Raw genomic sequence first — 23894 nt, 5'->3', positions numbered from 1 at the left:
TTACTCCCCCTCTATCGTGGATGTTAATATGCTATACCATTCATTTTTGTTTGTTGGAAATGGCTTTGACGCATTGATAGCTGTACCGTCAGAAGCAACAACGGTAATGGATTCCTTCGATCGCAAACTGCAAATCGATCCGTGTGTGGATTGCATGCGGCCAGCCGCCAGCTTGCCATCTGTCCATTCCATATCGACAACAAACCCTCCGCGCGCTTTAAGACCTTTCACGCAGCCTGCCGGCCATGCACCCGGAAGCGCTGGCAGAAGCTCGATATAACCCAAATGGCTTTGCAGCAGAAGCTCTGCAATGCCCGCCGTACCGCCAAAGTTCCCATCGATTTGAAATGGTGGATGATCATCGAACAAATTCGGATGCGTAGAGCGTGCAAGCAAAGTATGGATAAAGTGATAAGAAGACTTCGAATCCTTCAGCCTCGCAAATAAGTTAATTAACCACGCACAGCTCCAGCCTGTATGGCCGCCTCCGTGGTTTATGCGGCTCTCAAGTGAAAGGCGGCCCGCTTCCACAAGCTCCGAAGTTGTTTCTTGATTGATGGACGTACCTGGAAATAAGCCATATAGATGGGATACGTGACGATGCCCAGGCTCGTGCTCCTCGAAATAATCATGCCATTCCTGCATTTGTCCATTAGGCGCAATTTGCAGCGGAGGAAGCTTGCTCCTCGCTGCTTCTAGCTGCTGCTTGAAAGATGCATCGATTCCGAGCAAGCTCGCAGCTGCTGCGCAATGATCAAACAGCTCGCCAATTAAAGTAATGTCCATAGCAGATGACTCAGCAACACTGCTAACCTCGCCTTGTGCGGTCAGAAATTTATTCTCTGGCGACGTGGATGGCGAAGTCATCAGCTGCCCTTTGTTATTCTCCTGTAGCCAATCCAAACAAAATAAAGCTGCGCCCTTCATTAAGGGATAAGCTTTTTCTCTCAAAAAGGCTTCACTCGGATGATATAAATAATGCTCCCATAAATGCTGCGTCAGCCAAACGCCGCCAAGCGGCCAGAAAGCCCAGCTTGGATGACCGGCTGTCGGCGTTGATGTCCGCCATAAATCCACATTATGATGCGCTACCCAGCCTGCACTGTTGTAATGAATAGCCGCAGTACGGGCTCCCGTGATGCTGAGTTCCTCAATCAAGCGAAACAACGGCTCATGGCATTCGCTCAAATTCCCTATTTCCGCCGGCCAATAATTCATTTGCGTATTAATATTCGTCGTATAGTCGCTGTTCCAAGGCGGCTGAACCCGGTCATTCCATATGCCTTGCAGATTAGCCGGCTGCGTGCCTGGCCGCGAACTTGCCATAAGCAAATATCGGCCGTATTGGAAATACAGCGCTTCCAATGCTGGATCTTGTTTGCCTTGCTTATAGTTTTCCAGCCGCTCATCTGTCGGCAATTGAGCTTGTGCCGTCCGCCCCAAATCTAGCTGTACGCGTTGAAATAAGCTTCGATGATCCTCTACATGGCGCTCTCGCAGCTGTTCATAGCTAAATGTTAATGCTTTCTCCAGTAGGCGATCGTTTTGCTCGGCCAGATCAGCAGCTGTTTTGTCTGGCTGAACATCAAAGTTCACAAAGCTTGTTACTGCGCTTAATAGAAATGTAGCCGAGCTTGCCCCTTGAATATTTATTTGCTTATCGCAGTTTATCGATAGTTTGCCGCCTTCTATCTTGACTCTCAGTTTTCCTTGAAACGTAATGCCGCGATCATTCTCATACTGTACAGCCAGCGGATGATCGCCCATATAATTGTCTGCTACATGACTCGGACAACGACCGTGAAGCACGATAGCGTCGCTGCCTGCTGCCTCGATTCCAAACTGTACGGAGGAAGCCATCGCTGCAGTAAGCTCTAGCAGGTCTTCTCCTTCTGACTCGTATCTAACGCATAACACTTGATCCACCGCGCTAACGAACATCTCGCGCGAGTAAACCGTTTTACCCACTTGAAACCGTGCAGCAGCGATGCCTGCATCGATATCAAGCTTGCGAATGTAATCTGCAGCCTGATCATGCGCGTGTTCAAAATGCTGCTCTATAAACAAGTCGCCCATCGGTTGATAGGACTCTGTGTTTGTTCCGAGCATCTTCGCCTCGATTAACTGTTCCGCCTCAACAAATCTTTTATCTGCTATGAAGTCCCGAGCTCGCTTTAAATAGCGCAGCGCTTCGTAATTGTTCGTATCCCGCGGAAAGCCTGACCACAATGTATCTTCATTTAATTGAATGCGTTCTTGTTCCACGCCGCCAAATACCATACCGCCTAGTCGGCCATTCCCAATGGGCAGTGCTTCCTCCCATCGTGAAGCCTCCTGCTTATACCAAAGGTTTAACGGATGAAGCTGCTCTGCTTTATATCCCATGTTTTTGGTCTCCTATTATCGCTCTGTTCACAGTGTTTAAAAAAACAGTTATTATTCATCATAACGGAATAGCCCTGCTCAACAGTACCCAATACATTTCATGAAAAATCATGTCAAAATTAGCGTTTTTTCGAATTCTCGCTAAATAATAAAAAATCGCTGCAAGCACGATGATGTGTGCTTGCAGCGATGTAATTAACAGCCATATTATATTTGAAGGAGTATTTCTTACAGACCAGCTGCGCCAAATACTTTATCAAAGCCTGCTTTGGAGCGCTGCGCCAGCTCTTCCGGCGATTGCGATTCCGCTTCTGATGATAAGATTTCCTGTGAAACGGCACCTTTATAGCCAATACGATTAAGTGCTTGCAGGAATCCGACTAAATCAATTACACCTTCACCTGGATATACGCGGCCGTTGTCGAGTGCTTCCTCAACCGGAACATCCGGCGCGTCATTGATATGAACATGGACGATTTGCTCTGGACGAAGCGCTTCAATATCAGCAACAGTCAGGCTGTTCGTATACCAGTGATAGGCATCAAACAACAATCCTACATTGCTCTCACCGATTGCGTCGATCCACTCCAATGTTTCCTCGAGCGTCCAAATAAACGGATTCTCCCAACGCGTCCGCAAATGATGCGGGCCAACAAATTCAAGGCCAAGGCGAATGCCATAAGCGCCTAGAATTTGAGCGCAAGTACGCAATCTGCGAGTTGCAAGTGCCATGAAGCGAGCTGCTTTCAAATCTGTTGAAGGCAAAATATAGGTGCAGCAGCTTGTACAGCCTAGAGCCGCAGCCGCAGCCGCTGAGGAAGCCAGCTTCTCCAATCCTTCAAGAAAAGCTTCTTCCGTTGTTCTCCATTCTACTGGAAGACCAATGGAGCCAATTACTACGCCATTGCTTGCAAGAAGCTCACGCGCTTGCTCTACGCCATAACGATTAATTAGCGACGCCGCATCCAAATCTACAGCTTGAAATCCGTACGCGCCAGCGAGCTTAATTAGATGCTCATCACTTTCGATTCGACCAAGACCCGCTCCAGTTAAACCCCTCAACATACAAATTCCTCCTCATTCTACAAACAATTATGATTAATTTAGATTCCAGTCGAGCTTCACTTCATTGCCTGTGCGCGATGATTCATAAATTGCATCAAGCACAAGATTGTTCGTCAAACCAGTCAATACGGAAGTAATCGGCTGTTTACCTTCACGAATACATGCAAGGAAGTGACGGCTAAGACGAGCGCGCTCACCTTCATCATTGTCTGCTTTGCTCAAAACACTTTCAATCGGGCGATCAAATTTTTCTGTAAGCAGCTTGCCTTCAGCACCGCGATAGCTTGCTCCGCCTTCTGAGCCCATTACATGGATAAACGGTGAATTGTCCGTATCCATATGAACAGCCCAGCTCACTTCAAGCGAGAGTGTACTGCCGTCTTCCATTTTGATTAGCGCCGTAGCCAAATCCTCAACATCATAAGTTCCGTCCCAATCCGGTGTACCCCATGTGCCAATCCCTTTACGGTTTGGGCCAAACTCTGCATAGGTTGATCCATATACGGAAACCGGCTTTGGATTGCCCATCAAATACAGCGCAAGGTCAAGCATGTGAACGCCGATATCGATAAGCGGGCCGCCGCCCGATTGATCCATTTGTGTAAACCATGTGCCCCAGCCCGGAATGCCCTTGCGGCGAAACCAGCCCGTTTTGGCTGTATAAATTTTGCCAAGCTCACCACGGTCGATTTGCTCTTTAATTTGCATCGCTACAGATTCCCAGCGCATTTGATGAGCGACCATGACGACACGGTCTGCTGCTTCGCTTGCTCTCAATATTTGACGAGCAGCATCGCTGTTAATGCCCATCGGCTTCTCTATCAATACATGCTTGCCCGCTTCAAGAGCTTGTACGGCAAGCGGAGCATGGAATTGGTTAGGCACACCGATGATGACCGCATCGATGTCAGCTCGCTGAATCAACTCTTCATTGGAAGCCGCAACATGCTCAATACCATATTGCTTGGCTGCTTTCTCTGCTCGCTTCAAATCCAGATCAGTAATCGCCGTAATGATACACTCTTCGCCAAGCTTAGAAAATTCTCCTGCATGGACGTTGCCAATATTTCCTGCACCGATAATACCTATTCTAATCTTATTTTCTGTAGTCAATGAAATTCCTCCTATAATTTTGAATGAACCCTTGCTCAGCAATAAGCACTCGTTTTTGGTAACGCTTGATCTCTTCATTTATGTTAGAATAAACGGGATGAGAAATCGTGCTTGTTTTTCGATAAAAGTCTCAGATTTTCGGAGGAATGCATTCATTCATGACCTACATACCTGACTATTTGAAAACGTATCCAAATATGAATACCTCTTCTCCCCTCCATATTAGCCTAAACCGTCTTTACCATGGCTTTAGGCCGCATCGCCATGATTTTTTGGAGTTCTCTTATGTTATAGACGGAAGGGGCTCTGAATCGATCAACGATGCAAAACATCAAATGCTGCCCGGCACCTTTACGTTTGTGCTTCCTTATCAGGTGCATGAACTATTTACAGAGCCCGGGAGTACACTTGTTCTTTATAATTGTATGTTTAGCATGGACTTGCTGATGGAGCCTGGACAAGAGGAAGGCCTTATGGACCTCATCGATCAGAATACTCTGCCTCCATCCGTTCAACTTAGCGGTGCTGATAATGAACGAATGAAGCATTTAATAGAAGATATGTTTCGTGAGTACGCGGGGCAGGAGCCTTGGCGCCGAACGATGCTGCAAGTGCGGTTGAAGGAAATATTAGCTTTTTTTGATCGTTATCGCCGCAATATTGCGCCGTCTGCTCCAGCCTCAAGGCTTGCTTCCAAATCGAGTGCCTCGGTTTGGCCAATCATTCATTATATTCATCAACATTATCAAGACGAGCTTGCGCTATCTGATCTTGCAAGCCGCTTTTCACTGAGCATGTCTCGCATAAGTGAAGTAATTAAACAAACGACTGGACAAACATTCGTACATTTCCTGCATGATTTGCGCTTGCGGCATGCCTGCAGCCTGCTTGTTTCTACCGATATGAGCGTCGCTGAAATTGCGCTGGAGGTTGGTTATGGCTCATACAAAACCTTCTCCCGTATTTTCCGTGAAACCAAGGGCGTCGTTCCGAAGGATTACCGTAAAATGAAGCTTAGTCAGGAGCAGCCAGGCAAGTAGCCGAGGAAAATAAACAAACAAGGGCTGCCTAGAGTAGATTAATCTACTTCTAGGACAGCCCTTGCTCTGTTATGTGTTTAATGAAAAATAGACAAAATGAGGAATAAGATAGCTAGCATAACATAAATGACAAGCGAAACGATCATTAAAGTCCGCTTATTCACAGCGTTACTCCCCTCCCAGCACCAATTAGGCTATACACCAACATTGTATGTGGGCGGGGAATGCGCGGAAATTGTCCTAATGAGAAAATCGTCCACTCGGATTAAACGGCTGCTTTGGCTTTGCGATCCGATGGCAGCAAAATCGTCAGCATGCCGAGCAAAGGCAAATAGGACGTGCAGCGAATGACAAACTCAATACCCATGGAATCTGCCAAATTGCCGAGCACCGCCGAACCAATGCCCCCGAGACCAAACGCCATTCCGAAAAATACACCTGATACGAGGCCAACCCGCCCAGGCAGCAATTCGTTCGCATAAACTAAAATAACGGAAAACGCCGAGGCCAAGATTAAACCGGCAAAAAAGATTAAAATAACGGAAAATGTTAAATTAGCATAAGGAAGCAGCAGCGCAAATGGTGCAGTTCCTAGGATCGAGAACCAGATCAAGCTGCGACGGCTGAACTTATCTGCGAGCACCCCGCCGAGAAGCAAGCCAATAACATTCGCTGCAAGAAAGACAAACAATACGATTTGAGCATGACTGACGGAGAGTCCAAAATGCTCGATGGCATAAAACGAGTAATAGCTGCTGATCGCAGAAATATAGACGTTTTTGGAAAACACAAGAATCATTAAAATCGTTATGGCAAATACAACTTTACCGGTGGACACATTAAGTTTGGAAACCGGCTTTGCCGCTTGCTTCGTGCTCTTGCTTGGCTCAAGTGCGAGCTGCTTGCCGTACCATTTGGCTACATTAAATTGAATGATAATTCCTATCGTAACGACCAAAGCAAACCAGATCACACCGCGCTGACCTGTGTGCACGAACAGAACAGCTGTCATAATTGGTGCAAGCGATTGTCCAATATTTCCGCCAAATTGAAAGATCGACTGCCCTGTACCTTTTTTCGTCCCAGCCGCCAAATAGGAAACCCGCGCAGAAGCAGGATGGAAAACGGCTGAGCCAATTCCAATTAACATAACAGCGACCATAACCATCCAGAAATGCGAAGCATACGAAAGAGCAGCAACGCCCCCCATTGTGAACAGCATGCCAATAGGCAGCAGCATCGGCTTCGGATGCGAATCAGATAAAATGCCGACAACAGGCTGAAGCAGCGCTGCAGTTAAATTAATCATCAAAGAGATCAATCCAATTTGAGCAAAGCTCAGTGAAAGCGAGTCCTTCAAAATAGGAAATAATGCCGGCACGACCGATTGAATCGTGTCATTAATCAAATGCACGAAGCTAATAGCGAACAACAATGGGTATATCGTTTTTAAAGCGGACGGTGATGTTGCGATTGAAGCTTGAGTACTAGACATACAGTTTTCTCCTTACTCCAAATAGAATGTAATATGTAATATATCGCATATTATATTTCCTTAAGCAAATAAAAGCAATAAATTCCTTTTTAAAATTTTTGGCATTTGCTTCAATGAATGAACCTGCGATATATTATATATTGTCGGATAAGTTATCCTATCACTTTCATAATGAAACCATAAAATAAAGGAGGATCACCTCTGCCTATTCCAACTGATTATTCAACACCCGTTAGACTATCCGCCAAGGAGCGTACCTTAAGCCAGCTGCAAAAATGGATTATCGACGGCACGCTTCAGCCCGGAGAGAAGCTTAACGATTCAGAGCTTGCCGAGGCACTTGGCGTCAGCCGCACACCGATTAGGGAAGCCTTTCAATTGCTTGAGGTTCAAGGACTCATTCAAATGTTTCCTGGCAAAGAGACGCGAGTCACGACGCTAGCCAAGGAAGATATCCTTAAGCTGTATGCGCCCCTTACAGCCCTTCAAGCATTAGCAGCTGAGCTTGCTGCCGACAATATACAGCCAGAGCATATTGAACAGCTGCGTGCTATTAATGCCAGCTTTAATGAAAAAGTTAGTGAAGAGCAGCTCTATGAAGCGATGGAATATGATGAAGAGTTTCATGAAACCATACTGCAAATTGCCAATAATCAGCATATACTCACCTTTTGCTCCTCGCTTCAATTACATATAAGAAGATACAAATATATTTTCTTCAAACGGCCGAGCTGGGAGACCCATACGGCTGCAGCGGATCATGAGTACATCATCCAAGCGCTTGAAGCGCGTAATGGTGAAGAAGCCTCACGTTTGATGAAGCTTAATTTAAATAGGCCTCTTGAGCATCTGGACAAAATTCTTTGAGCGATCCGTACCACATCTGATTATAACCAAAAAAGTGATTAAGCCGACCAGTAAGTCGCTTAATCACTTTTTTTAGTTAAACCGATCCTTCCATAGCGTGCTCTACGTCTGAATCCGTTGCCCCGTCTGGAATGATTCAATCGCTGCATGGGCTAGCTGAAGCGCTCTGCGCCCCGCCGCAGCGTGAATAGGCGGTGCTTCACCCGCACGAAATGCACCGAGCAAATGATCAAAATGTTTGTCGAACGTAAGGTGGAATTCTCGCTCCTTATCATTGAAGTAACCCGCTTGCCATACTTCCGCTGTTTCGCTGCCCGAGCGTTGAAACGTAAATTTCTTCACTGTATCTTGAATGGTCACTCTGCCCTTTAAGCCATTAAGCTCCATGACATGAGTCTGTGCGTATGCATACGAGGAGTCGTAAGATCCGAGCAGCGTTCCTACTGCGCCGGATTGAAATTGCAGTGCTAATGCCATGGTAGAGAAGCCTTTTCCGGTTTTATCTGTCATTTGTGCCATCACCGATGCAATCGGGCCGCATAAATGCTCAAGCATATCAAATCCGTGGCACTGGGTTTCGATTAAGTTGCCGTGCGGATGATCGCTTGTTCCTTCACCGCCAAACCGCCAAGAAACGAATATAAGCTCTCCTAACCGTCCCGTATCCATCGCTACTTTAGCCTTCTGAACAGCTGTCGCATAGCGGTGATTAAAATTAATCGCAAAAAAAAGCTCCCGCTTCGCTGCTTCCGCAAGCAATAAATCAGCTTCCTCTAGATCAAATACGAGCGGCTTTTCCACCAATAATGGAACACCTGCTTGAATAACCTGCAAGGTCGCATCAAAATGTCCTTGATTCGGCAAGCATAAGCTGACGAGGTCAGGCCGTTCCGTCTCCAGCATCTCCGCGATGCTCGTATAGGCATTTGTCCCAAACTCATCTGCTCTTGCCCTTGTTCGGGCAGCATCTCGTCCAACAACGGCACAAAAATCAACATCCTTACGCGCATTAAAAATACGAGCATGGTGGTATCCCCAGCCGCCAGCCCCGATTAAGGCAACCTTCACTCGCCCCTCACTGCTCATTGCTCAATGACCACCTTTCCCGTATCCCCTTTGAAAAACAGCTCAAATGCTTCTTGCATCGATTGTGGTCCAAATCGGTGCGTGATGATTTGACTTAAGTATGGCAGGTGTTCACCCATCAAACGATGATTAGCCTCTAGCTCGCTAAACGGAAAATACTCACTGCCAAGCACGGCTCTCTCTGTTGCTATCAAATCGGAGGATACTTGCAAATTTAGTTGCTCGCCATGACCAATGCATACGAGTACACCGCGATGATTCAGTGCATGCAAAGCTGCTTCGCGAGCTGTTGTTCTACCGCTCGTATCGAATGCTGCATCTATACGGTCAAAGCCTGCGGCTGCCAATCCCGCTTCAAGTGTTGTTTCCCCCAAATGGATCGGAATAGCACCCATTTTCTGTGCGAGTTCTAAACGATAATGTGTAAAATCCATAATGAATACAGGCAGCTCTTTGCCCAGCAGCAGCTTCGCCATCGCCAGCACCGCTAGACCAATCGGACCTGCACCGGCAATAAGGATGGATTCGATATCGCCATGCACAAGCTGCGCTCTGCGAATCGCATGACCGCCTGTCCCCATGATATCAAGCAATATCGTTGCTTCTGCCAACGGAATAGCAGCATCCACAGCAAAAAACACATTTTCGTTCACGACCATATAAGGCCCGTAACCGCCATCATGAGAGAAGCCATAATCTGCACGCTTGCTTAAGCATTGGTTCGTATACCCTCGCTTGCAGCTGCGGCATTGCCCGCAAAAATCCATTAAAAAAACAACGCCATGTGTACCTACATCCGTTTTGGTATTAGAGCCTGCTGCGACAACGATGCCTGCTGCCTCATGACCAGGCGTCGCTTCGGAACCGTTGTAGAACTGTCCACGCTCTGATCCGCATAAAGCGTTTGCCTTGACCTGCAGCAGCAGCTGGCCTGGCCCTGTGGTCGGCACCGGTTTCTCGCTATAATCAATTTTCCCATTTCCCAAAAATTTTGGTATCGTCATCACATCAGGTATCATTAAGCTCATTCGTATACCCCTCCATTTTCATGTCATTATCCTCGATTTTTTCTATTGCTTACTTCTATAATAAAGCTAATAATAAAGGTAATCATGTAAAAAACATCGAAATAACTTGTCAAAAACAATGATAATGATCGTGCTAATCGTATGAAATGGAGGCAATTAGGAATGAATACGCAGCTGCATAACTGGAATGACCATCCCGTGCTGCCGTTTATACGACTTTGCTATCGCTTTAAAGAAACGTCATTTTTTCAAGGTGAACGGCGTCTGCTCGATTATTTGTTTTTATATATGGAAGAAGGCCGTTATTTGCTTACGGTTGAGGGTGTCGAATATGAGCTGCTGCCTGGCGACTTTGCTCTTATTCAGCCTGGAATGCTCTTCACAACGAGAGGATATGGGAGCTGCGTAGTACCAAACACTCATCTTGATTTCTTTTATAATCCGAACCGAGAAAGAAGCTTTGTAACGACGCCCGGCCAGACAAACTTGGAGCCGTATTCGGATTTGAAGCAGCCGCAGTTAAACGAATTTCCAAACCTGCAGCTGCCCGTCAAGCTGAAACCGCGACATCCAGAATCGTTCAAAAAGCTGCTGAACCAAATGATTGAGCATTTTAGCCACAACGATATACAAAACGTGCTGCATGCTCAAAAGCTGGCAATGGAGCTGCTCCTTCTATTAATCGGCGACTTTGAGACGACAGGCTCTTTGGCATTCGAGGATCAGCAGTTCGTAACGAAGATGAAAGCTTTTATTTCCTTTCACCTATCTGGAACAATCACGGTGGAGTCGATGGCGAAGCATGCGGGATATTCCGAATCCCATTTCAACGTTATTTTTCATCACTATTTTGGAGCAACGCCCCATCAGTTTCTCGTTCATTTACGTTTGGAGAAAGCAAGCGAGCTGCTAGCCACAACCGGACTTAAGCTCGATTTAATTGCGGAGTATTGCGGATTCGCCAATGCCTCACATTTCTCGAAAGCGTTCAAGAAAAGTTATGGCCTATCACCAAGGCATTTTAGAAATGCGCAAGAAAAATCCTTTTCATAAAATAAAGGCAGTCTAAAACACCGATTACGTGTCTAAGACTGCCTCTTCAATATACTTATACTTCCTTGCCTTCAGTACGATCATAATAACGTCCAATTTCGATTACTAATGCGCCCATTCGCTCCAGCTCGGGAACGATGATTCTTTCCACGCCGTACTCCTTCAATGCTGCAGCCGTTACTTTACCGACTGCGGCAGCCACGATGTGCTGATTAAAGATGTTCAACAAAAGCTCCTTGCGGCCAGATTCGATTGCATGCTTGAACAAATAGTGCACCTGCACCGCAGTCGTAAAGCAGACCGTATCGACTGTGCCGGCAGAAAGCTCGCTGAGCAGCTGCTCGACTGTAGCAGCATCCGGTGGAACATGTTTATAGGGCAGCACCGCTTCTACATGCGAAGCACCCTTATTTTCGAGAAAACGCACTAGTTTCGGAGCTGGCTCACCATGAAGCTGTATCCACACCCTTTGCCCTTCAAAATCAAAGGCTTCGAGGTTTTCTATGAGTCCATCCATCGTTCCATCATCCGTGCTAACGATCGCTTTCAGGTCTGAACGTTTAAGAAATGCAGACGTTTTGTAGCCTCTTGTCGCGATTTTCGCCTCAGCCAGCCTACCAAGCACCGCTTGTTTAATGCCGATGCTCTCGGCTGTGTTGACGATCTGATCCGATCCCATGCCTGTGGTCAAAATAACCCAATCCGCGCCCTTCTCAGCGAAGTTTCGCAATGGCTCTTCCAACAGCGCTTCATCAAACATCGTCAAGCCTTGAAGCGAACGAACAATTGGAACGCCGCCCTGTTTTTCAATAACCATGCACATCTCATCCGTTTTCCGAGATCCAGCAATTACGATTTGTTTCCCTTGCAATGCGTTTATCCCCATCGTTATCAAGCCACCGTACTTTCGGTAAATTTGCCTTAGCCGACGTCATTATAACAGATGATGCCATAATACGCACCCATTATGTGACAATCTCAGTTAAGCATTTTCCCATTTCTGCTTGAAAAACAGCTCGTAAACTTTGCTATAAACGATTTTCAAAATCATATAAACCGGAATAATAAGTAGTATGCCTAAAATTCCTGCAATATCTCCGCCCATGAGCACCAAGATGATCGTCGTCATCGGATGAATATCAAGCTGCTTCCCAAAAACATAAGGCGATATAAGATTATCCTGTATTTGCTGCGCTACTGTAATAATGACAATAGACCAGATCGCGATTGACGGCGCTTCGATGAAGCCGATGATAACAATCGGGATGGAAGATAAAAAGGACCCGATAAACGGAATAAAGTTCAAGATGACGGCCACTACGGTCAGCAGCATCGCATAAGGCAAATCAATAATTAGAAAACCTACATACATGAGAACGCCGAGTGCTACATTCACGATAACTCTGCCAACGATAAAACTGCTGAGCATATGATCGATATCGTCCATCACCTCTTTACCGTGGATACGGAACCTTTTGGGTATAAAGCTTACAATTTGTTCACCAAACTTCCCGCCTTCCTTCAGCATATAGAACAATAGAATCGGGAACGTTATGAGCACAATCGCGAAATTTGAGAAAAAAGAAAAGAGCCCGGTCAAATATTCTGTAAATACCGTAAAGCCTTTGTTCAAATACTCCGTAAGCTTAGATAACAGATTCGAATCCTGCGGCAAAAAGGACGATAAAAACCCATTATGCTCAAGCTCTGCAACTTGCTCGCTTAAAGTAGTAAACAAAGCGGGTGCATTTTCGACCAAATTATTGAGCTGCGTACGCAAGGAAGGCCAGACCAAAATGCTGAAGCCAACCATCATAATGGCGAAAATCAAATAAATAAGTAAAATTGCGAGCGTACGATTAACCTTATGCCGCTCCATCACATTGACGAGCGGGCGCAGCAAGTAATAAAAAAAGCCTGCCAGCATAAGCGGAACGATAATCATACTGAATAAGGAAAGCACAGGTTTAAATATAAATGAAACGCGCGACCCCAAATAAATAATAATTAATACCAAAATAATCGTGAAGCACCATCTAAAGAATCGATTATGTCTGGCCATGCCTGCACCTTCTTCTCTTTTTAACTGATCTTGTCATCCATAGGTTACATAACCTTTACCCTTCCTCTCATGAATTGAATCGCTTGGAGTACTGGTCATTTCTCCCTGCTGCCCGCAATCACGCTCGGATTTATTACAAAATAAAAAAAGCTGGGTCAACGGCAGTAATCTGCCGACCCAGCTTCTTGCTTTATTTTTGGAATTAAGAAAATTTATGATATTACATCATGCTCATGCCTGAAATTTCTTCAATATAATAACGGCATTATGACCGCCGAAGCCGAAGGAATTGGACATCGCGATATTAATCTCAGCTTCGCGCGCAACGTTTGGCACATAATCAAGATCACAAATTGGATCTGTTTGTTCTTGATTGATCGTTGGCGGGATAATCCCCTCCTGTATGCTCTTCACGAGTGCGATAGCCTCTACTCCGCCAGCTGCACCAAGCATATGACCTGTCATTGATTTGTTCGCTGTCACCGGAATTTGATACGCGAGGTCACCAAACAGCTTCTTAATGGCTGCCGTTTCGGAACGGTCGCCGATTTCCGTACTGGTGGCATGTGCGCTTATTAAATCAATTTGATTAGGCTCCAAGTCAGCTTCTCGCAGCGCATGCTTCATCGCCTGATAAGCACCAATACCCTCGGGATGAGTCGCGACCATATGATACGCATCCGAGCTGGCTCCATAGCCGATAACTTCCGCATGAATGCGGGCTCCTCTTTGCTGCGCATGTGACAGTGATTCGAGTATGAGAATGCCGGCTCCTTCCGCCATAACAAAGCCGTCGCGCCCTGCATCAAAGGGTCTGCTTGCCGAAGCTGGCGCTTCATTCCGCGTCGATACCGATGTTGCATTGCCGAAGCTCGCGAGCGAAATATCAGTCACTGCCGCTTCCGTTCCTCCTGCAATAACGACATCTGCGCTGCCTGATCGAATAAGCCGCCAAGCCTCACCAATTGCCGTATTCCCGATCGAGCATGCGGTAACGGGTGCCATCGAAGGGCCCTGCGTACCGAACCGAATACTGATCATCGCCGCTGCCATATTCGCAATCATCATCGGAACAAGCGTTGGACTAACACGATCTGGCCCTCGATCATGCAGCACCTCAGCTTGGTCAAGCAGCGTCTGTATGCCGCCGATGCCAGAGCCTACATAAACGCCAACACGTTCCCGATCTGTCTCCTCAATCTTGAGTGCTGCATCCTCCAGCGCTTGCTCAGCAGCTGCTATCGCAAACTGGCTAAACCGATCCATTCGACGAACTTCTTTTTTCCCAAATAAAGCTTCTCCATCAAAATCTTTTACGACACCTGCAATTTTCGATTTATGTTTGCTTACATCAAATGTATCAATCGTAGAAATACCAGATTGTCCATGCACCAATCCATCCCAAAAACGCTCCACACTGTTCCCTAGCGGCGAGATGACACCCATCCCCGTAATGACGACACGTTCCATCTTATTTCCTCCTTCGCAAAATCCTTTATGGGTAGTAGTTTGTCATACTATTTATCCTATTACAAGTTGTTGTTTATTATAGTATAATGAGTACTACTATAAAGAGAGTACGGAGATGGAAACCATGATTAATCGAGAGACGAGACTACAAGCATTATCATCCTTTCTAAAATCAAAGCGTGCCAAAATCATGCCGGAGGACGTTGGTTTCCCTATTGGAACACGGCGGAGAACACCTGGTTTACGACGTGAGGAGGTCGCTCAGCTTGCTGGCGTTAGCACAACTTGGTATACCTGGCTAGAACAAGGCAGAGATATTCAAGTATCGGCGTCTGTTCTGGATTGTGTTGCGGCGGCTCTGCAGTTAAATGACGACGAACGGGAATACTTGTACGCCCTCGCCCTCGGTTCCGGCTATAGCGCGCTGCCTATTAATGAGGAGCAGACCGAAATTACGCCCTCTTTAAAAAGAATTTTAAAGGAGCTCCGCTTCTGTCCAACCATAATATCGGATCGGCGCTGCCAAATCGTCGGTTGGAACGAGGCCGCCTCGCATGTGTTTATGGACTTTGACCAAATTCCAGCTGAACAGCGAAATATGATTGAATTATTGTTCACAAGGAAAGAATTCCGTAGGCTAGCGGGAAATTGGGAGCATTTTGTAGGAGGATTTCTAGCTATCTTTCGCGCCTATTACGGTCAATATGTGCAGGATGATTGGTACGAGCGGTTTATTGATGAAATGAAACGAAGCCATCCGGAGTTTCAATATCTTTGGGAGCAAAGCCAGGTCAGCTCTGCTCCAGATGTATTGCTGGAATTTCGACATGCACGAGTCGGAAAGATGTTGTTTCATCTGACCTCATTTCAAGTAAAGGGAAATACCGATCTACGATGCAGCGTCTATACGCCTGCACCTGAAACATCAACCGAAGCTAAACTTCGCAGACTAATGGGCGGACAAGATTAGCGTTCGCTTGGAAATGAAATCGTTCGATTGCAAATTTTGTTTACAAGCGCATGATCATGACTAATGATGAGCAAGCCCATTTGACGAGCACGGACAATTTCAAGCATCTTATGCCATATTTGCGCCTGCGTAATTGCATCAAGCATCGTCGTCATTTCATCTGCGATGAGAAATTTGGTATCTGGTCCGAGAGCTCTCGCAATACAGCAGCGCTGGAGCTCTCCACCTGACAGCTCATTTGGATAACGACGCAGCCACTGCTCCTTAATGCCTAACGCTTCAAGCAGCGCAGCATCCGGGGACCATCCTTCTGTCATTGTTTTTGCCATCCGCCATCTTGGATTAACCGCGCGCTCTGGATGCTGAAAAATCATTTGGACAGGATCAGAGCCTTTATTACTCTTACTCCGTCCATCAACCGACACCTCTCCTGCAATAGGGTTCAAATAACCAGCCAATAACCGGCCTAACGACGTTTTTCCGCTGCCGCTAGGTCCAATAAGGCCGACGACCTCTCCTGACTGTATCGAAATGCTAAAATCTTTAAACAACCAAGGACCGTCCGCATAACGCCAGCCGAGATTCCTTCCTTCAAGTCGCATGAACACACCTCACCATTCCACTTCGAAGGCTGCGTGCCGCCGGCCTGCTGTCAACACATCGTTCTGTAGCCAAGCTGCAGCGTTCAGCAAAGAGACAGCCTGAAATCGCAGAACTCCTTGCAGGCTGCGTCCCTGCCAGCGGTTCAAAACCATTTTGAGGAAGCGCACGCCACAAGGCGCGGCTGTAAGGATGCCTAAGCTGCTCACCATTTCCGTGAAAATCTTTGGCCGAAGCGACCTCAACAGCGGTTCCCGCATAAAATATAGCGACCTTATCGGCAATTTGAAGAGCCGATTCAATATCATGTGTAATAAACAACACGGCACAGCCGCCTTCAGCGAGCTGCTTGAAGTGGCCGAGCGCCTCTGTAACATCATCCGGATGCATGCCTGGCGTAGGTTCATCTGCGATGATCAGCCTTGTTCTCTCCAGCGCTGCCGTAGAAACAAGCACCTTACGAGCCATGCCTCCTGAGAGCTGAAAGGGAAACAGCCTCTCCACATGTGCTCCAAGCTGAAGCCGCGCAAATAACCCTCTCCGTTCCTGAAGCTGCTCAGCGCCATCTTCGCGCGTGCGCAGCTGCTTGCCTACTCGCATTAACGGATTAAGAAAGCTTACCGATTGCGGTACTAAGGCAATTTCCTTACCGCGGTAGCGCTTAAGCTTAGCTTCATTCAGCACTTCTCCGCCGTATGAGATGCTTCCGGTCATCACAACATTTTTAGGTAAAATGCCCATAATCGCATGAGCGAGCAAGCTTTTTCCCGATCCGCTCGCTCCAACGACGGCTACGATTTCACCTTCATTTATCGCGAAATCCAGCTCATCAATAATCGAAACCTGTTCCTGCGAGCTGCCTTTCACATAGTGCATAAAGGAAATGGATAGTTTATTCACCTCCAGCAGCGGCATAGGGGAACCTCCCTCCATATTGATCAATATCGCCTTCCATTAGCGTCATAGCTGAGCATTCCGCGGGTCAATGAGCAGCCGCAAATGGTTGCCCAGCTTATCAAACGCGCGTACAGTTAGCAACAATCCGAGTCCCGGAAATACCGCAAGCCACCACATTCCCGTCGATAAGTAACGCATGGATTCAGAAAGTATAATACCTATTGCGGGCTGATGCGGTGACATGCCAAGGCCTAGGAAGGTTATCGCCGCTTCATGCAGCACAGCATGTGGGAACAACAGCAGAAAACCAACCAACAATTGCGGAAATAAATGCGGTGCTAAGTGCCTAGCAGCAACAGACAAACGTGATCTTCCGAGCTTCCTCGCAACTAGCACATATTCTGCTGACATGAGCTGCATCGCCTCCGCGCGAATCACTCGAGCAAGGCTTGGCCAATGCGTCAGCATGATGCCAATGGCCACCCCTTTAAGGCCGCCCCCGCAAACAAAAGCTATCAATATAAGCAATACGAGATGAGGTACACTTAGAAAAACATCAATAAGCCAGGAAACAATGCGATCAGCCGTCTTCCCAAGCGTTGCCGCCATCAATCCCATCATCGCTGCAATAAGTACGCTGGAAATCGAACCGAGCAGCCCAACTTGAATGCTAAGTGCCAGTCCCTTTACGGTGCGGGAAAGCATATCCCTCCCCAGCCAATCGGTTCCGAACAAATGAGTTATCGACGGAGGCAAGTTCCGATTATTCAGCTGAACTGAAAGTGCCGATGAATCAAGAAGCCAGCTGCCTATGCCGATGCTTACAAGCAGAAGCGCTGCACCTATTGCCGATATAAGCATTCGTCGCCGTTCGTTTGAACGCTTCCGAGCAGCTGGTTTCTGTAAAATCGTAAGCTGATTCATCCTTGCGCCTCCTTCCCGTACCTCAGCCTTGGATCAACCATACGGTAAAAATATTCAGCTATTGCATTGCCAGTGAATACAAAGATCGTACTGCATAAGACAAGCCCCATAAGCAGCGGCACATCACCGCGAAGACCCGCTTCTACCGTCGCTTGTCCGAGTCCCGGATAAGAAAACACCTGCTCTGCAAGAACGGCTCCACCGAACAATTCGCCAAATGAAGCAAACTGCAGCGTAATAGCAGGCAATGCAATGTTGCGAAGACCATGTCTAAGAAACAAACTCACACCATATTCACCTCGTGCTCTGGCAAACAAATAATAATCGCTTTCCATCACATCAATCAGCTTCTGGCGTGTATGGAGTGCAATCGGTGCGATGCCCACGACACTCAGAGTAATACCTGGCAAAATCATATGACGAATATAATCGGCAGCCGTTACGCTCCCTGCCAATACCCCAGCAGGAACACCGAGCCCTACTGGCAGCCAGCCGAGCCATACAGCAAATACCATCATAAGCAGCAGGCCGATCCAAAAGGCAGGCGTCGAAGCCAGCGTATAACAATAGCTTTTGATCAACCGATCCAACCATAAATCCTTCTTTATAGCTGCGGCCACGCCAGCGGCAAATCCAATAATGCCTGACAGCGTCCATGCGAACGCCATGAGCAGTACCGAGTGCAAGAAACGATCCGCAATCACCTTCGTTACAGCCTCTCTGTATATCATTGAGGTGCCCATATCTCCTTGAAGCAGAGCAGACGCCCATTTTATAAATCGTTCAGCGAATGGTCGGTCAATTCCCCAATAAGCAGCAATCTGCTCCCTTTGCTCTGCACCGACACGCATGACATCTGCTCCAATATACGATTGCACCGGATCAATCGGCGATAAAGCAACGAGCGCAAAAGTAATGATGCTGACCGATGCAAGCAGCGCAATTAATCGTATAAACTTTTTCCCTACAAATACTGCAACTCCCTGTAGCATGCCGACAACCTCTCCCGCCCGTTACTCTTCCCAGCGCCAGCTCTCAATATTGTCCGTTACAGGCCATCCGTGACCATGCGGCTGAATACGCTGCTTTCCGATATTAAGCTTGTCCTTCACGAGAAACAAATGATCAATATTTACGAGCCATGCCCATGGAGCATCGCCTTTTGCACTGAGTCCCGTTTGTCCATCCCATTGCGCTTTTTTCCAATAAGCCAGTGCTTCTTCCTCCGTACGTGCGTCCAATGCTTGTTCAAACAGCTGATCCACGGTCTGATTGCTGTAATAACCCGTATTGTAATAGTCAACCCCACTAAATGAGCTGCTGTATAGATTGTACATTTCGAGCGGGTCATGACTTCCCCAGCCTAGCAGCATAGCATTTGAATGCATCAGCTTCTCAAGCTCGTCCCAGCTTTTACCTTCAACTAAAATGTGAATGCCGGCAGCTTTCACCATTTCCGCCGCAGCCAGCGCTAACGATTGCCGTGTAACGTCACTTGAAGGATACAGAAGTGTAAACTGTGCTTTTAACGTCCCTTTTTCGACGATACCATCACCATCGCTGTCCACCCAGCCTCCATCCGCTAATATTTTTGCGGCTGCAGCAGCATCATTATCCTTGACCTTCGTCTCATCATTCCACCATGGAAGACCATCATTCGCTGTATAGGCAGGTGAGCCATGTCCGTCCAAAATGCCATCGACCAGCTGCTGACGATCGATTACTGTATTGATAGCCAGGCGTATTGCTTTATCTGCGGTTACATCATTACCAATGGGATAACCTTCTTCCGTTTTGCCGCCAGCTTTGACATAGGGGAATGCTATTCCGCGGTTATCTACTGTTTTTACTGCTTCAATCCGCATGCCAGCAACCTTTTGTTTGCTAAACGTGGACGGTATATAAGCAAGATCAACGCTTCCAGCCTTTGCCGCCGCGAATGCGCCGTCTTCATTTAAAAATAAGAAAGTCAGCTTCTGAAAATACGGCTTGTCTCCGTAATAGTTCGCGTTTGCCTTTACGATTAGTTGCTGTCCGCGATCCCATTGTACGAATGTAAACGGACCTGAGCCGATCGGGTTTTCCGCATAACTGCTCGAATAAGCATGTTTAGGTACAATACCGGTCGTTATAAGATAATAAACAAATGTCGATTGCGGTTTCTTTAAATGAAACACAACTTCGTTATTTCCTGCTTCTACGTTTGCTAAATTAGTGAGATCAATCGCAGCTCCATTGCTGGCAGCTGTATCGAATGTAAACTTCACATCCTCAGAGGTTAACGGCTTTCCGTCGGAGAATACGACATCCTCCCGCAGCTTGACCGTCCACGACTTGCCATCCTCGCTTACGTGATAGTCAGCAGCCAAATCCTTCACAATATTCAAATCATCATCTCGTTTAAGCAGTGTACTTTGGAACAGCGGAGAGCCGTACCGTCCCCAGCCCTTAATCGGATCAAAACCGGTGTCCGGCTCTGATCCTACCGCAACAATTAGCTCATCTGTTTTGGCAGTAGTGTCTGCCGGCTTCACGCCGCTGCATCCTGTGATGATGAATACAACAATGATTGCATAAGTGATAGCTGAAACGAAAGTTTTCAACCCAACCCCTCCTGTGGCGTTACATTAAGTAACACGATTATGTGATAGTGTAACACGACTTTGATAGAGTTTCATCCTTTTTCTTCAAAATTCGCTCAAAAAACGCCAGAAAAAAAAGAGGACCTAACATCGACAGCGTCGACATGTTAGAAATCCTCTTAATTGTACAATCCTATTAATAGATTCAAATATAACAGTTTCCGATCTCAAGTATGAGTATGCTCTTTGGCAGAATCATGTTTATCCGCATAAGTAACGGAGAGCTCGGCATAAATGACGCCCTTCTGTGCTTGAATCTGCTGATGCAGCGACCGCAGGCGCGACAGCTGTCCTCTCACGACGATGACCTCCAAGCATTGATCATGATTTAAGTGGACATGCATGTTGGAAATAATATCATGATGAAAGCGATGCTGCACCTCCATCAGAACAACGGGTAAATCACTGACATGGTGATCATATACGAGAACAATCGTACCTGCAACATGCTCCTGACCGTTCATTCGAGTTGGCTCAAGCAAGGCTCGCCTAACCAAATCACGAATGGCTTCCGATCGATTATGATAACCAAGTTCGTCTGTATATCGATCAAATTGATCAATCAGCGGTGCCGGAAAGGACACGCCAAACCGAACCAGCTCTTCCTTTTCAGCCATTTGCTCACCCTGCCTGCTTCAGATTCGACATCTAGTTGATCGGTTTATTCAAGATAGGATAATCAACAACGATTACGTTATCAAGCAGCCCGTCCAGCAAACCTACAAAATGCTGATGTGCAGGATGCGGACCGTAGTCGAGCAAAGACTGCTGATCCTTAAAGGTAACTCGCAAGCCCAGTGTGTAACCTTGAATATTATCCGTTTCTGTCGTTACATTACAGCCTGCAGTCAATTCAATGATGCCTGGAACTTCTGTTTGCAAGGAATAAAGAGCGCTCAGCAGCTCTTGTTCTTTGGTGCTAGAAAGCTTCTCTTTAAACTTAAATGATACGAGATGCTCGTACATATTCGAATAACTCCTTTCTAAAATACGATGTTCTCCCTATCATATCATGGACTTCTATTCTATTGTTATCACGAATGTATTCCCTGCCTTATGCTTACCTCGGCCATCGCTCATTAGCCGGGGGCAATTGAGGAAATGGGGCATGCGGCTCCATCTGATACCAATAGGCTACGGATGAGATGTCGTCGGAGCGTTCAAACAGCTTCGTATGGTCGTGACCGATTTGCTGAATCGTCACACGCAGATCATTTTCAAATCGAATCGGATCGGGCAGATGCCAGCGGTACATGCCGTGCATGGGTACATTATGACCATACCAAGGGTCGACCTCCGTCGTTTCCTTGTAAAACTTATAGCCTAAATACGCCGTGGAATACGATTCGGGTTCATTTGTCCGTGTATTGCTGAAACACCATGCGCCTCCCACATAATCCTCCGTGCCCGTTCCACAAATCGTCGGCCAATCTTGATCGCCATCCATATAAAATTTGATCTCACCTTCTCCCCACCAGTTCCGCTCGAGTGCGGCCCATGCAAGGTATGTGCCGATATATTGTCCTGCACCTTTGACATTATCCAGAATCGTATAGTCTTTGCCTATTTCCGTCACTTTCTCACGGCGCCACTGCGCGTGAAAATACGCTGCATTCTCTGGCAGCTCATCAACGAGCGAATAATTAAACGTATAGAAAAAACCATCTATGTTAGCGGCATGCTGATTTACAATCGTGATTTTCGCCGATTTCCGGAACGGCATTGGAATATAACAGTTCATGCCGCCCGTCGGAACGACAGCAATCGGCAGTGAATGAACGTTGGTTCGCACACCGAAGCCATTGCAGAAAAAATCACCGAGCGGAACGTCCACCGATGGGCTCGTCTCATCATCCCAGTACATGCGCAGAATAAGATCACGAAGCACGTATTGTGCCGTATGCCCTCTGCCTGTTTTGTCCGCGACAGTAATCCAGAAATGCTGAATTACTCCCGTCCCTTGAATATGGGCAAGCGTCACTTCTTCACCTTGACCCAGTGTTATGGCAGGCCTGCCTTTTCTTCCAATGCCCAAGTTGCTCGCTTCTTTACCGCCTTGCCCCTTCTCACCATTCACATTTTCTGCTGAAATGGATCGGGTACGCGCATTTGTGACGAGCGGAGCGGAGGATAAACCAAATCCTAGTCCGTGCTGCTGCAGCATAGTCCATCACCTCATGTATCAATTATTGTTTATTATCGAGCCTATTATATAATGATAGATATGATTATCCCTTACCTTTTATTGTTAAGTTGTTTATCATAAATTGCTGAGGTGATCGATATGCAGGTCGATAAACTGTCCCCCTATATTCGGGTGGCTATGGACAGTGTGCTGGAGCCAACGTGGAAGATGGATGAGCGGGTTATTTGGGATTATGAGCTGCTATACCTCATGGAGGGTCAAATGCTCGTAACCGTGGAGGATGTTGTCTATCACGGAAGGGCTGGAGACTGCTTCTTCTTTAAGCCCGGGCAAAAACACGCTATTCACAATATTGGCGGAACGAGAGTTCGCCAGCCCCATGTTCATTTTGATCTGTATGTTCTGCCTGACAGCCAAGAAGTTGGCGTTTCCTTTAAACAGCTCCATCAGATGAATACGAAGGAGAAGGGCTGGTTTCGTAATAATGAGCTATCCGCATCACCATTTCTTATGCCTACTCATTTTCGCCTTGGAGACCCATTTCCTTTGGAACAATCGCTCTTCGAATTGATTCGCGAATTCGAAACGAAACCTCCCTTTTATGAGATCCGTATTAAAGGCTGTTTGCTGGCGATTCTGTCCCTCATAATGAGAGAGCAGTATTGGGGCAGCAAAACGAAAAGTGATGGACAGCTGGGGCTGCTTACGGATATTCGTTCATACATCGAGCATAACGTGCACCGCTGCATCAAGCTGGATGAGCTGTCTGAGCGATTCCATATAAGCAAATTCCATTTGATTCATTTGTTCAAAAACCTGTTTCAGCAAACACCGATTCAATATCATCAGCAGATCCGTATCGAAAAAGCTAAAATGATGATTCAGTTTACTTATTTGCCGATGCAGGATATCGCTGAGCAGCTTGGCTATTCGAACATTCATGCTTTCAGCCGCGCATTCAAAGGGAGTGAAGGCTGCAGTCCTTCCAAGTACCGGCAGGAAAAATAAAGAGAGGCTGCTCCTGAAGTAGAATAATCTACATTGGGAACAG

General features: G+C 46.8%; 22 protein-coding genes. 5 read left to right on the top strand and 17 right to left on the bottom strand.

Annotated elements, in window-relative coordinates; all coding sequences use genetic code 11:
• The 3 genes from MHH56_RS12325 to MHH56_RS12315 all read right to left on the bottom strand — a co-directional run bounded on the left by MHH56_RS12325 (position 1) and on the right by MHH56_RS12315 (position 4563).
• Complete coding sequence (locus MHH56_RS12325; RefSeq protein ID WP_339208528.1) at positions 1-2385, bottom strand: glycoside hydrolase family 95 protein; 2385 nt, start codon at positions 2383-2385, stop codon at positions 1-3.
• Between the two features lie 228 nt (positions 2386-2613).
• Positions 2614-3450, bottom strand: coding sequence for a sugar phosphate isomerase/epimerase family protein (locus tag MHH56_RS12320; protein ID WP_076270088.1), 837 nt, complete (start codon positions 3448-3450; stop codon positions 2614-2616).
• 33 nt (positions 3451-3483) lie between these two features.
• Entirely contained in the window at positions 3484-4563 is a 1080-nt protein-coding gene (locus MHH56_RS12315; RefSeq protein WP_339208527.1) for a Gfo/Idh/MocA family oxidoreductase, read from the bottom strand.
• A gap of 158 nt (positions 4564-4721) precedes the next feature.
• On the opposite strand from MHH56_RS12315, the gene MHH56_RS12310 reads away from it, so the two are divergent.
• On the top strand, positions 4722-5603 hold the full coding sequence (locus MHH56_RS12310) for an AraC family transcriptional regulator (RefSeq protein ID WP_339208525.1): 882 nt from the start codon (positions 4722-4724) through the stop codon (positions 5601-5603).
• 265 nt (positions 5604-5868) lie between these two features.
• Here MHH56_RS12310 and MHH56_RS12305 read toward each other — a convergent pair whose 3' ends face one another.
• Positions 5869-7098, bottom strand: a complete 1230-nt coding sequence (locus MHH56_RS12305) for an MFS transporter (RefSeq protein ID WP_339208524.1) — start codon at positions 7096-7098, stop codon at positions 5869-5871.
• A 201-nt stretch (positions 7099-7299) separates the two neighbouring features.
• On the opposite strand from MHH56_RS12305, the gene MHH56_RS12300 reads away from it, so the two are divergent.
• Positions 7300-7965: a GntR family transcriptional regulator gene (locus MHH56_RS12300; RefSeq protein WP_339209575.1), complete on the top strand. Its 666-nt coding sequence runs from the start codon at positions 7300-7302 to the stop codon at positions 7963-7965.
• A gap of 102 nt (positions 7966-8067) precedes the next feature.
• On the opposite strand, the gene MHH56_RS12295 is transcribed toward MHH56_RS12300, so the two are convergent.
• Entirely contained in the window at positions 8068-9051 is a 984-nt protein-coding gene (locus MHH56_RS12295) for a Gfo/Idh/MocA family oxidoreductase (protein WP_339208523.1), read from the bottom strand.
• Complete coding sequence (locus MHH56_RS12290; protein ID WP_339208521.1) at positions 9048-10079, bottom strand: alcohol dehydrogenase catalytic domain-containing protein; 1032 nt, start codon at positions 10077-10079, stop codon at positions 9048-9050. The genes MHH56_RS12295 and MHH56_RS12290 overlap by 4 nt, the downstream gene beginning before the upstream one ends.
• A 162-nt stretch (positions 10080-10241) precedes the next feature.
• Here MHH56_RS12290 and MHH56_RS12285 point away from each other — a divergent pair, with 162 nt between their 5' ends.
• On the top strand, positions 10242-11132 hold the full coding sequence (locus tag MHH56_RS12285) for an AraC family transcriptional regulator (protein WP_339208519.1): 891 nt from the start codon (positions 10242-10244) through the stop codon (positions 11130-11132).
• 55 nt (positions 11133-11187) lie between these two features.
• Here MHH56_RS12285 and MHH56_RS12280 read toward each other — a convergent pair whose 3' ends face one another.
• From MHH56_RS12280 to fabF, 3 genes are all read right to left on the bottom strand, one after another.
• Positions 11188-12018 carry a uroporphyrinogen-III synthase gene (locus MHH56_RS12280; protein WP_339208518.1) on the bottom strand — a complete coding sequence of 277 codons (831 nt, stop codon included), beginning with the start codon at positions 12016-12018 and terminating at the stop codon, positions 11188-11190.
• Between the two features lie 96 nt (positions 12019-12114).
• Positions 12115-13194 carry an AI-2E family transporter gene (locus tag MHH56_RS12275; protein ID WP_339208517.1) on the bottom strand — a complete coding sequence of 360 codons (1080 nt, stop codon included), beginning with the start codon at positions 13192-13194 and terminating at the stop codon, positions 12115-12117.
• Between the two features lie 231 nt (positions 13195-13425).
• On the bottom strand, positions 13426-14664 hold the full coding sequence (gene fabF, locus MHH56_RS12270; protein WP_339208516.1) for a beta-ketoacyl-ACP synthase II: 1239 nt from the start codon (positions 14662-14664) through the stop codon (positions 13426-13428).
• Positions 14665-14791: 127 nt separating this feature from the next.
• Here fabF and MHH56_RS12265 point away from each other — a divergent pair, with 127 nt between their 5' ends.
• On the top strand, positions 14792-15634 hold the full coding sequence (locus MHH56_RS12265; RefSeq protein ID WP_339209573.1) for a helix-turn-helix transcriptional regulator: 843 nt from the start codon (positions 14792-14794) through the stop codon (positions 15632-15634).
• On the opposite strand, the gene MHH56_RS12260 is transcribed toward MHH56_RS12265, so the two are convergent.
• The 8 genes from MHH56_RS12260 to MHH56_RS12225 all read right to left on the bottom strand — a co-directional run bounded on the left by MHH56_RS12260 (position 15631) and on the right by MHH56_RS12225 (position 22861).
• Complete coding sequence (locus MHH56_RS12260) at positions 15631-16236, bottom strand: ATP-binding cassette domain-containing protein (RefSeq protein WP_339208515.1); 606 nt, start codon at positions 16234-16236, stop codon at positions 15631-15633. The genes MHH56_RS12265 and MHH56_RS12260 overlap by 4 nt on opposite strands.
• Positions 16226-17149, bottom strand: a complete 924-nt coding sequence (locus tag MHH56_RS12255; protein ID WP_339208514.1) for an ABC transporter ATP-binding protein — start codon at positions 17147-17149, stop codon at positions 16226-16228. Before MHH56_RS12255 ends, MHH56_RS12260 begins: the two co-directional genes overlap by 11 nt.
• 45 nt (positions 17150-17194) lie before the next feature.
• Positions 17195-18055 carry an ABC transporter permease gene (locus MHH56_RS12250; RefSeq protein ID WP_339208513.1) on the bottom strand — a complete coding sequence of 287 codons (861 nt, stop codon included), beginning with the start codon at positions 18053-18055 and terminating at the stop codon, positions 17195-17197.
• Positions 18052-19047 (bottom strand): ABC transporter permease, encoded by a 996-nt coding sequence (locus MHH56_RS12245; protein WP_339208512.1) that lies wholly within the window; start codon positions 19045-19047, stop codon positions 18052-18054. Before MHH56_RS12245 ends, MHH56_RS12250 begins: the two co-directional genes overlap by 4 nt.
• A 21-nt stretch (positions 19048-19068) precedes the next feature.
• Entirely contained in the window at positions 19069-20610 is a 1542-nt protein-coding gene (locus MHH56_RS12240) for an ABC transporter substrate-binding protein (protein WP_339209572.1), read from the bottom strand.
• Positions 20611-20864: 254 nt separating this feature from the next.
• Positions 20865-21314, bottom strand: a complete 450-nt coding sequence (nikR, locus tag MHH56_RS12235) for a nickel-responsive transcriptional regulator NikR (protein ID WP_339208511.1) — start codon at positions 21312-21314, stop codon at positions 20865-20867.
• 31 nt (positions 21315-21345) lie between these two features.
• Positions 21346-21663, bottom strand: coding sequence for a Dabb family protein (locus MHH56_RS12230; protein ID WP_339208510.1), 318 nt, complete (start codon positions 21661-21663; stop codon positions 21346-21348).
• A 94-nt stretch (positions 21664-21757) separates the two neighbouring features.
• Positions 21758-22861: a glycoside hydrolase family 172 protein gene (locus tag MHH56_RS12225; RefSeq protein ID WP_339208509.1), complete on the bottom strand. Its 1104-nt coding sequence runs from the start codon at positions 22859-22861 to the stop codon at positions 21758-21760.
• A gap of 120 nt (positions 22862-22981) precedes the next feature.
• On the opposite strand from MHH56_RS12225, the gene MHH56_RS12220 reads away from it, so the two are divergent.
• Positions 22982-23851 (top strand): helix-turn-helix domain-containing protein, encoded by an 870-nt coding sequence (locus MHH56_RS12220; RefSeq protein WP_339208508.1) that lies wholly within the window; start codon positions 22982-22984, stop codon positions 23849-23851.
• Positions 23852-23894: the final 43 nt, after the last annotated feature.

Origin of the sequence: Paenibacillus sp. FSL K6-3182 (assembly GCF_037976325.1) — a bacterium.
GTDB lineage: Bacteria > Bacillota > Bacilli > Paenibacillales > Paenibacillaceae > Pristimantibacillus.
Note: the sequence above shows the minus strand (reverse complement) of the source record. Positions and strands in the feature narration are given on the sequence as shown.

Excerpts from the sequence above, each read along its gene's own strand:
- MHH56_RS12325 (WP_339208528.1), bottom strand. The coding sequence starts at position 2,385 with ATGGGATATAAAGCAGAGCAGCTTCATCCGTTAAACCTTTGGTATAAG.
- MHH56_RS12320 (WP_076270088.1), bottom strand. The coding sequence starts at position 3,450 with ATGTTGAGGGGTTTAACTGGAGCGGGTCTTGGTCGAATCGAAAGTGAT.
- MHH56_RS12310 (WP_339208525.1), top strand. The coding sequence starts at position 4,722 with ATGACCTACATACCTGACTATTTGAAAACGTATCCAAATATGAATACC.
- MHH56_RS12305 (WP_339208524.1), bottom strand. The coding sequence starts at position 7,098 with ATGTCTAGTACTCAAGCTTCAATCGCAACATCACCGTCCGCTTTAAAA.
- MHH56_RS12295 (WP_339208523.1), bottom strand. The coding sequence starts at position 9,051 with ATGAGCAGTGAGGGGCGAGTGAAGGTTGCCTTAATCGGGGCTGGCGGC.
- MHH56_RS12290 (WP_339208521.1), bottom strand. The coding sequence starts at position 10,079 with ATGAGCTTAATGATACCTGATGTGATGACGATACCAAAATTTTTGGGA.
- MHH56_RS12285 (WP_339208519.1), top strand. The coding sequence starts at position 10,242 with ATGAATACGCAGCTGCATAACTGGAATGACCATCCCGTGCTGCCGTTT.
- MHH56_RS12280 (WP_339208518.1), bottom strand. The coding sequence starts at position 12,018 with ATGGGGATAAACGCATTGCAAGGGAAACAAATCGTAATTGCTGGATCT.
- MHH56_RS12275 (WP_339208517.1), bottom strand. The coding sequence starts at position 13,194 with ATGGCCAGACATAATCGATTCTTTAGATGGTGCTTCACGATTATTTTG.
- fabF (WP_339208516.1), bottom strand. The coding sequence starts at position 14,664 with ATGGAACGTGTCGTCATTACGGGGATGGGTGTCATCTCGCCGCTAGGG.
- MHH56_RS12260 (WP_339208515.1), bottom strand. The coding sequence starts at position 16,236 with ATGCGACTTGAAGGAAGGAATCTCGGCTGGCGTTATGCGGACGGTCCT.
- MHH56_RS12255 (WP_339208514.1), bottom strand. The coding sequence starts at position 17,149 with ATGCCGCTGCTGGAGGTGAATAAACTATCCATTTCCTTTATGCACTAT.
- MHH56_RS12250 (WP_339208513.1), bottom strand. The coding sequence starts at position 18,055 with ATGAATCAGCTTACGATTTTACAGAAACCAGCTGCTCGGAAGCGTTCA.
- MHH56_RS12245 (WP_339208512.1), bottom strand. The coding sequence starts at position 19,047 with ATGCTACAGGGAGTTGCAGTATTTGTAGGGAAAAAGTTTATACGATTA.
- nikR (WP_339208511.1), bottom strand. The coding sequence starts at position 21,314 with ATGGCTGAAAAGGAAGAGCTGGTTCGGTTTGGCGTGTCCTTTCCGGCA.
- MHH56_RS12230 (WP_339208510.1), bottom strand. The coding sequence starts at position 21,663 with ATGTACGAGCATCTCGTATCATTTAAGTTTAAAGAGAAGCTTTCTAGC.
- MHH56_RS12225 (WP_339208509.1), bottom strand. The coding sequence starts at position 22,861 with ATGCTGCAGCAGCACGGACTAGGATTTGGTTTATCCTCCGCTCCGCTC.
- MHH56_RS12220 (WP_339208508.1), top strand. The coding sequence starts at position 22,982 with ATGCAGGTCGATAAACTGTCCCCCTATATTCGGGTGGCTATGGACAGT.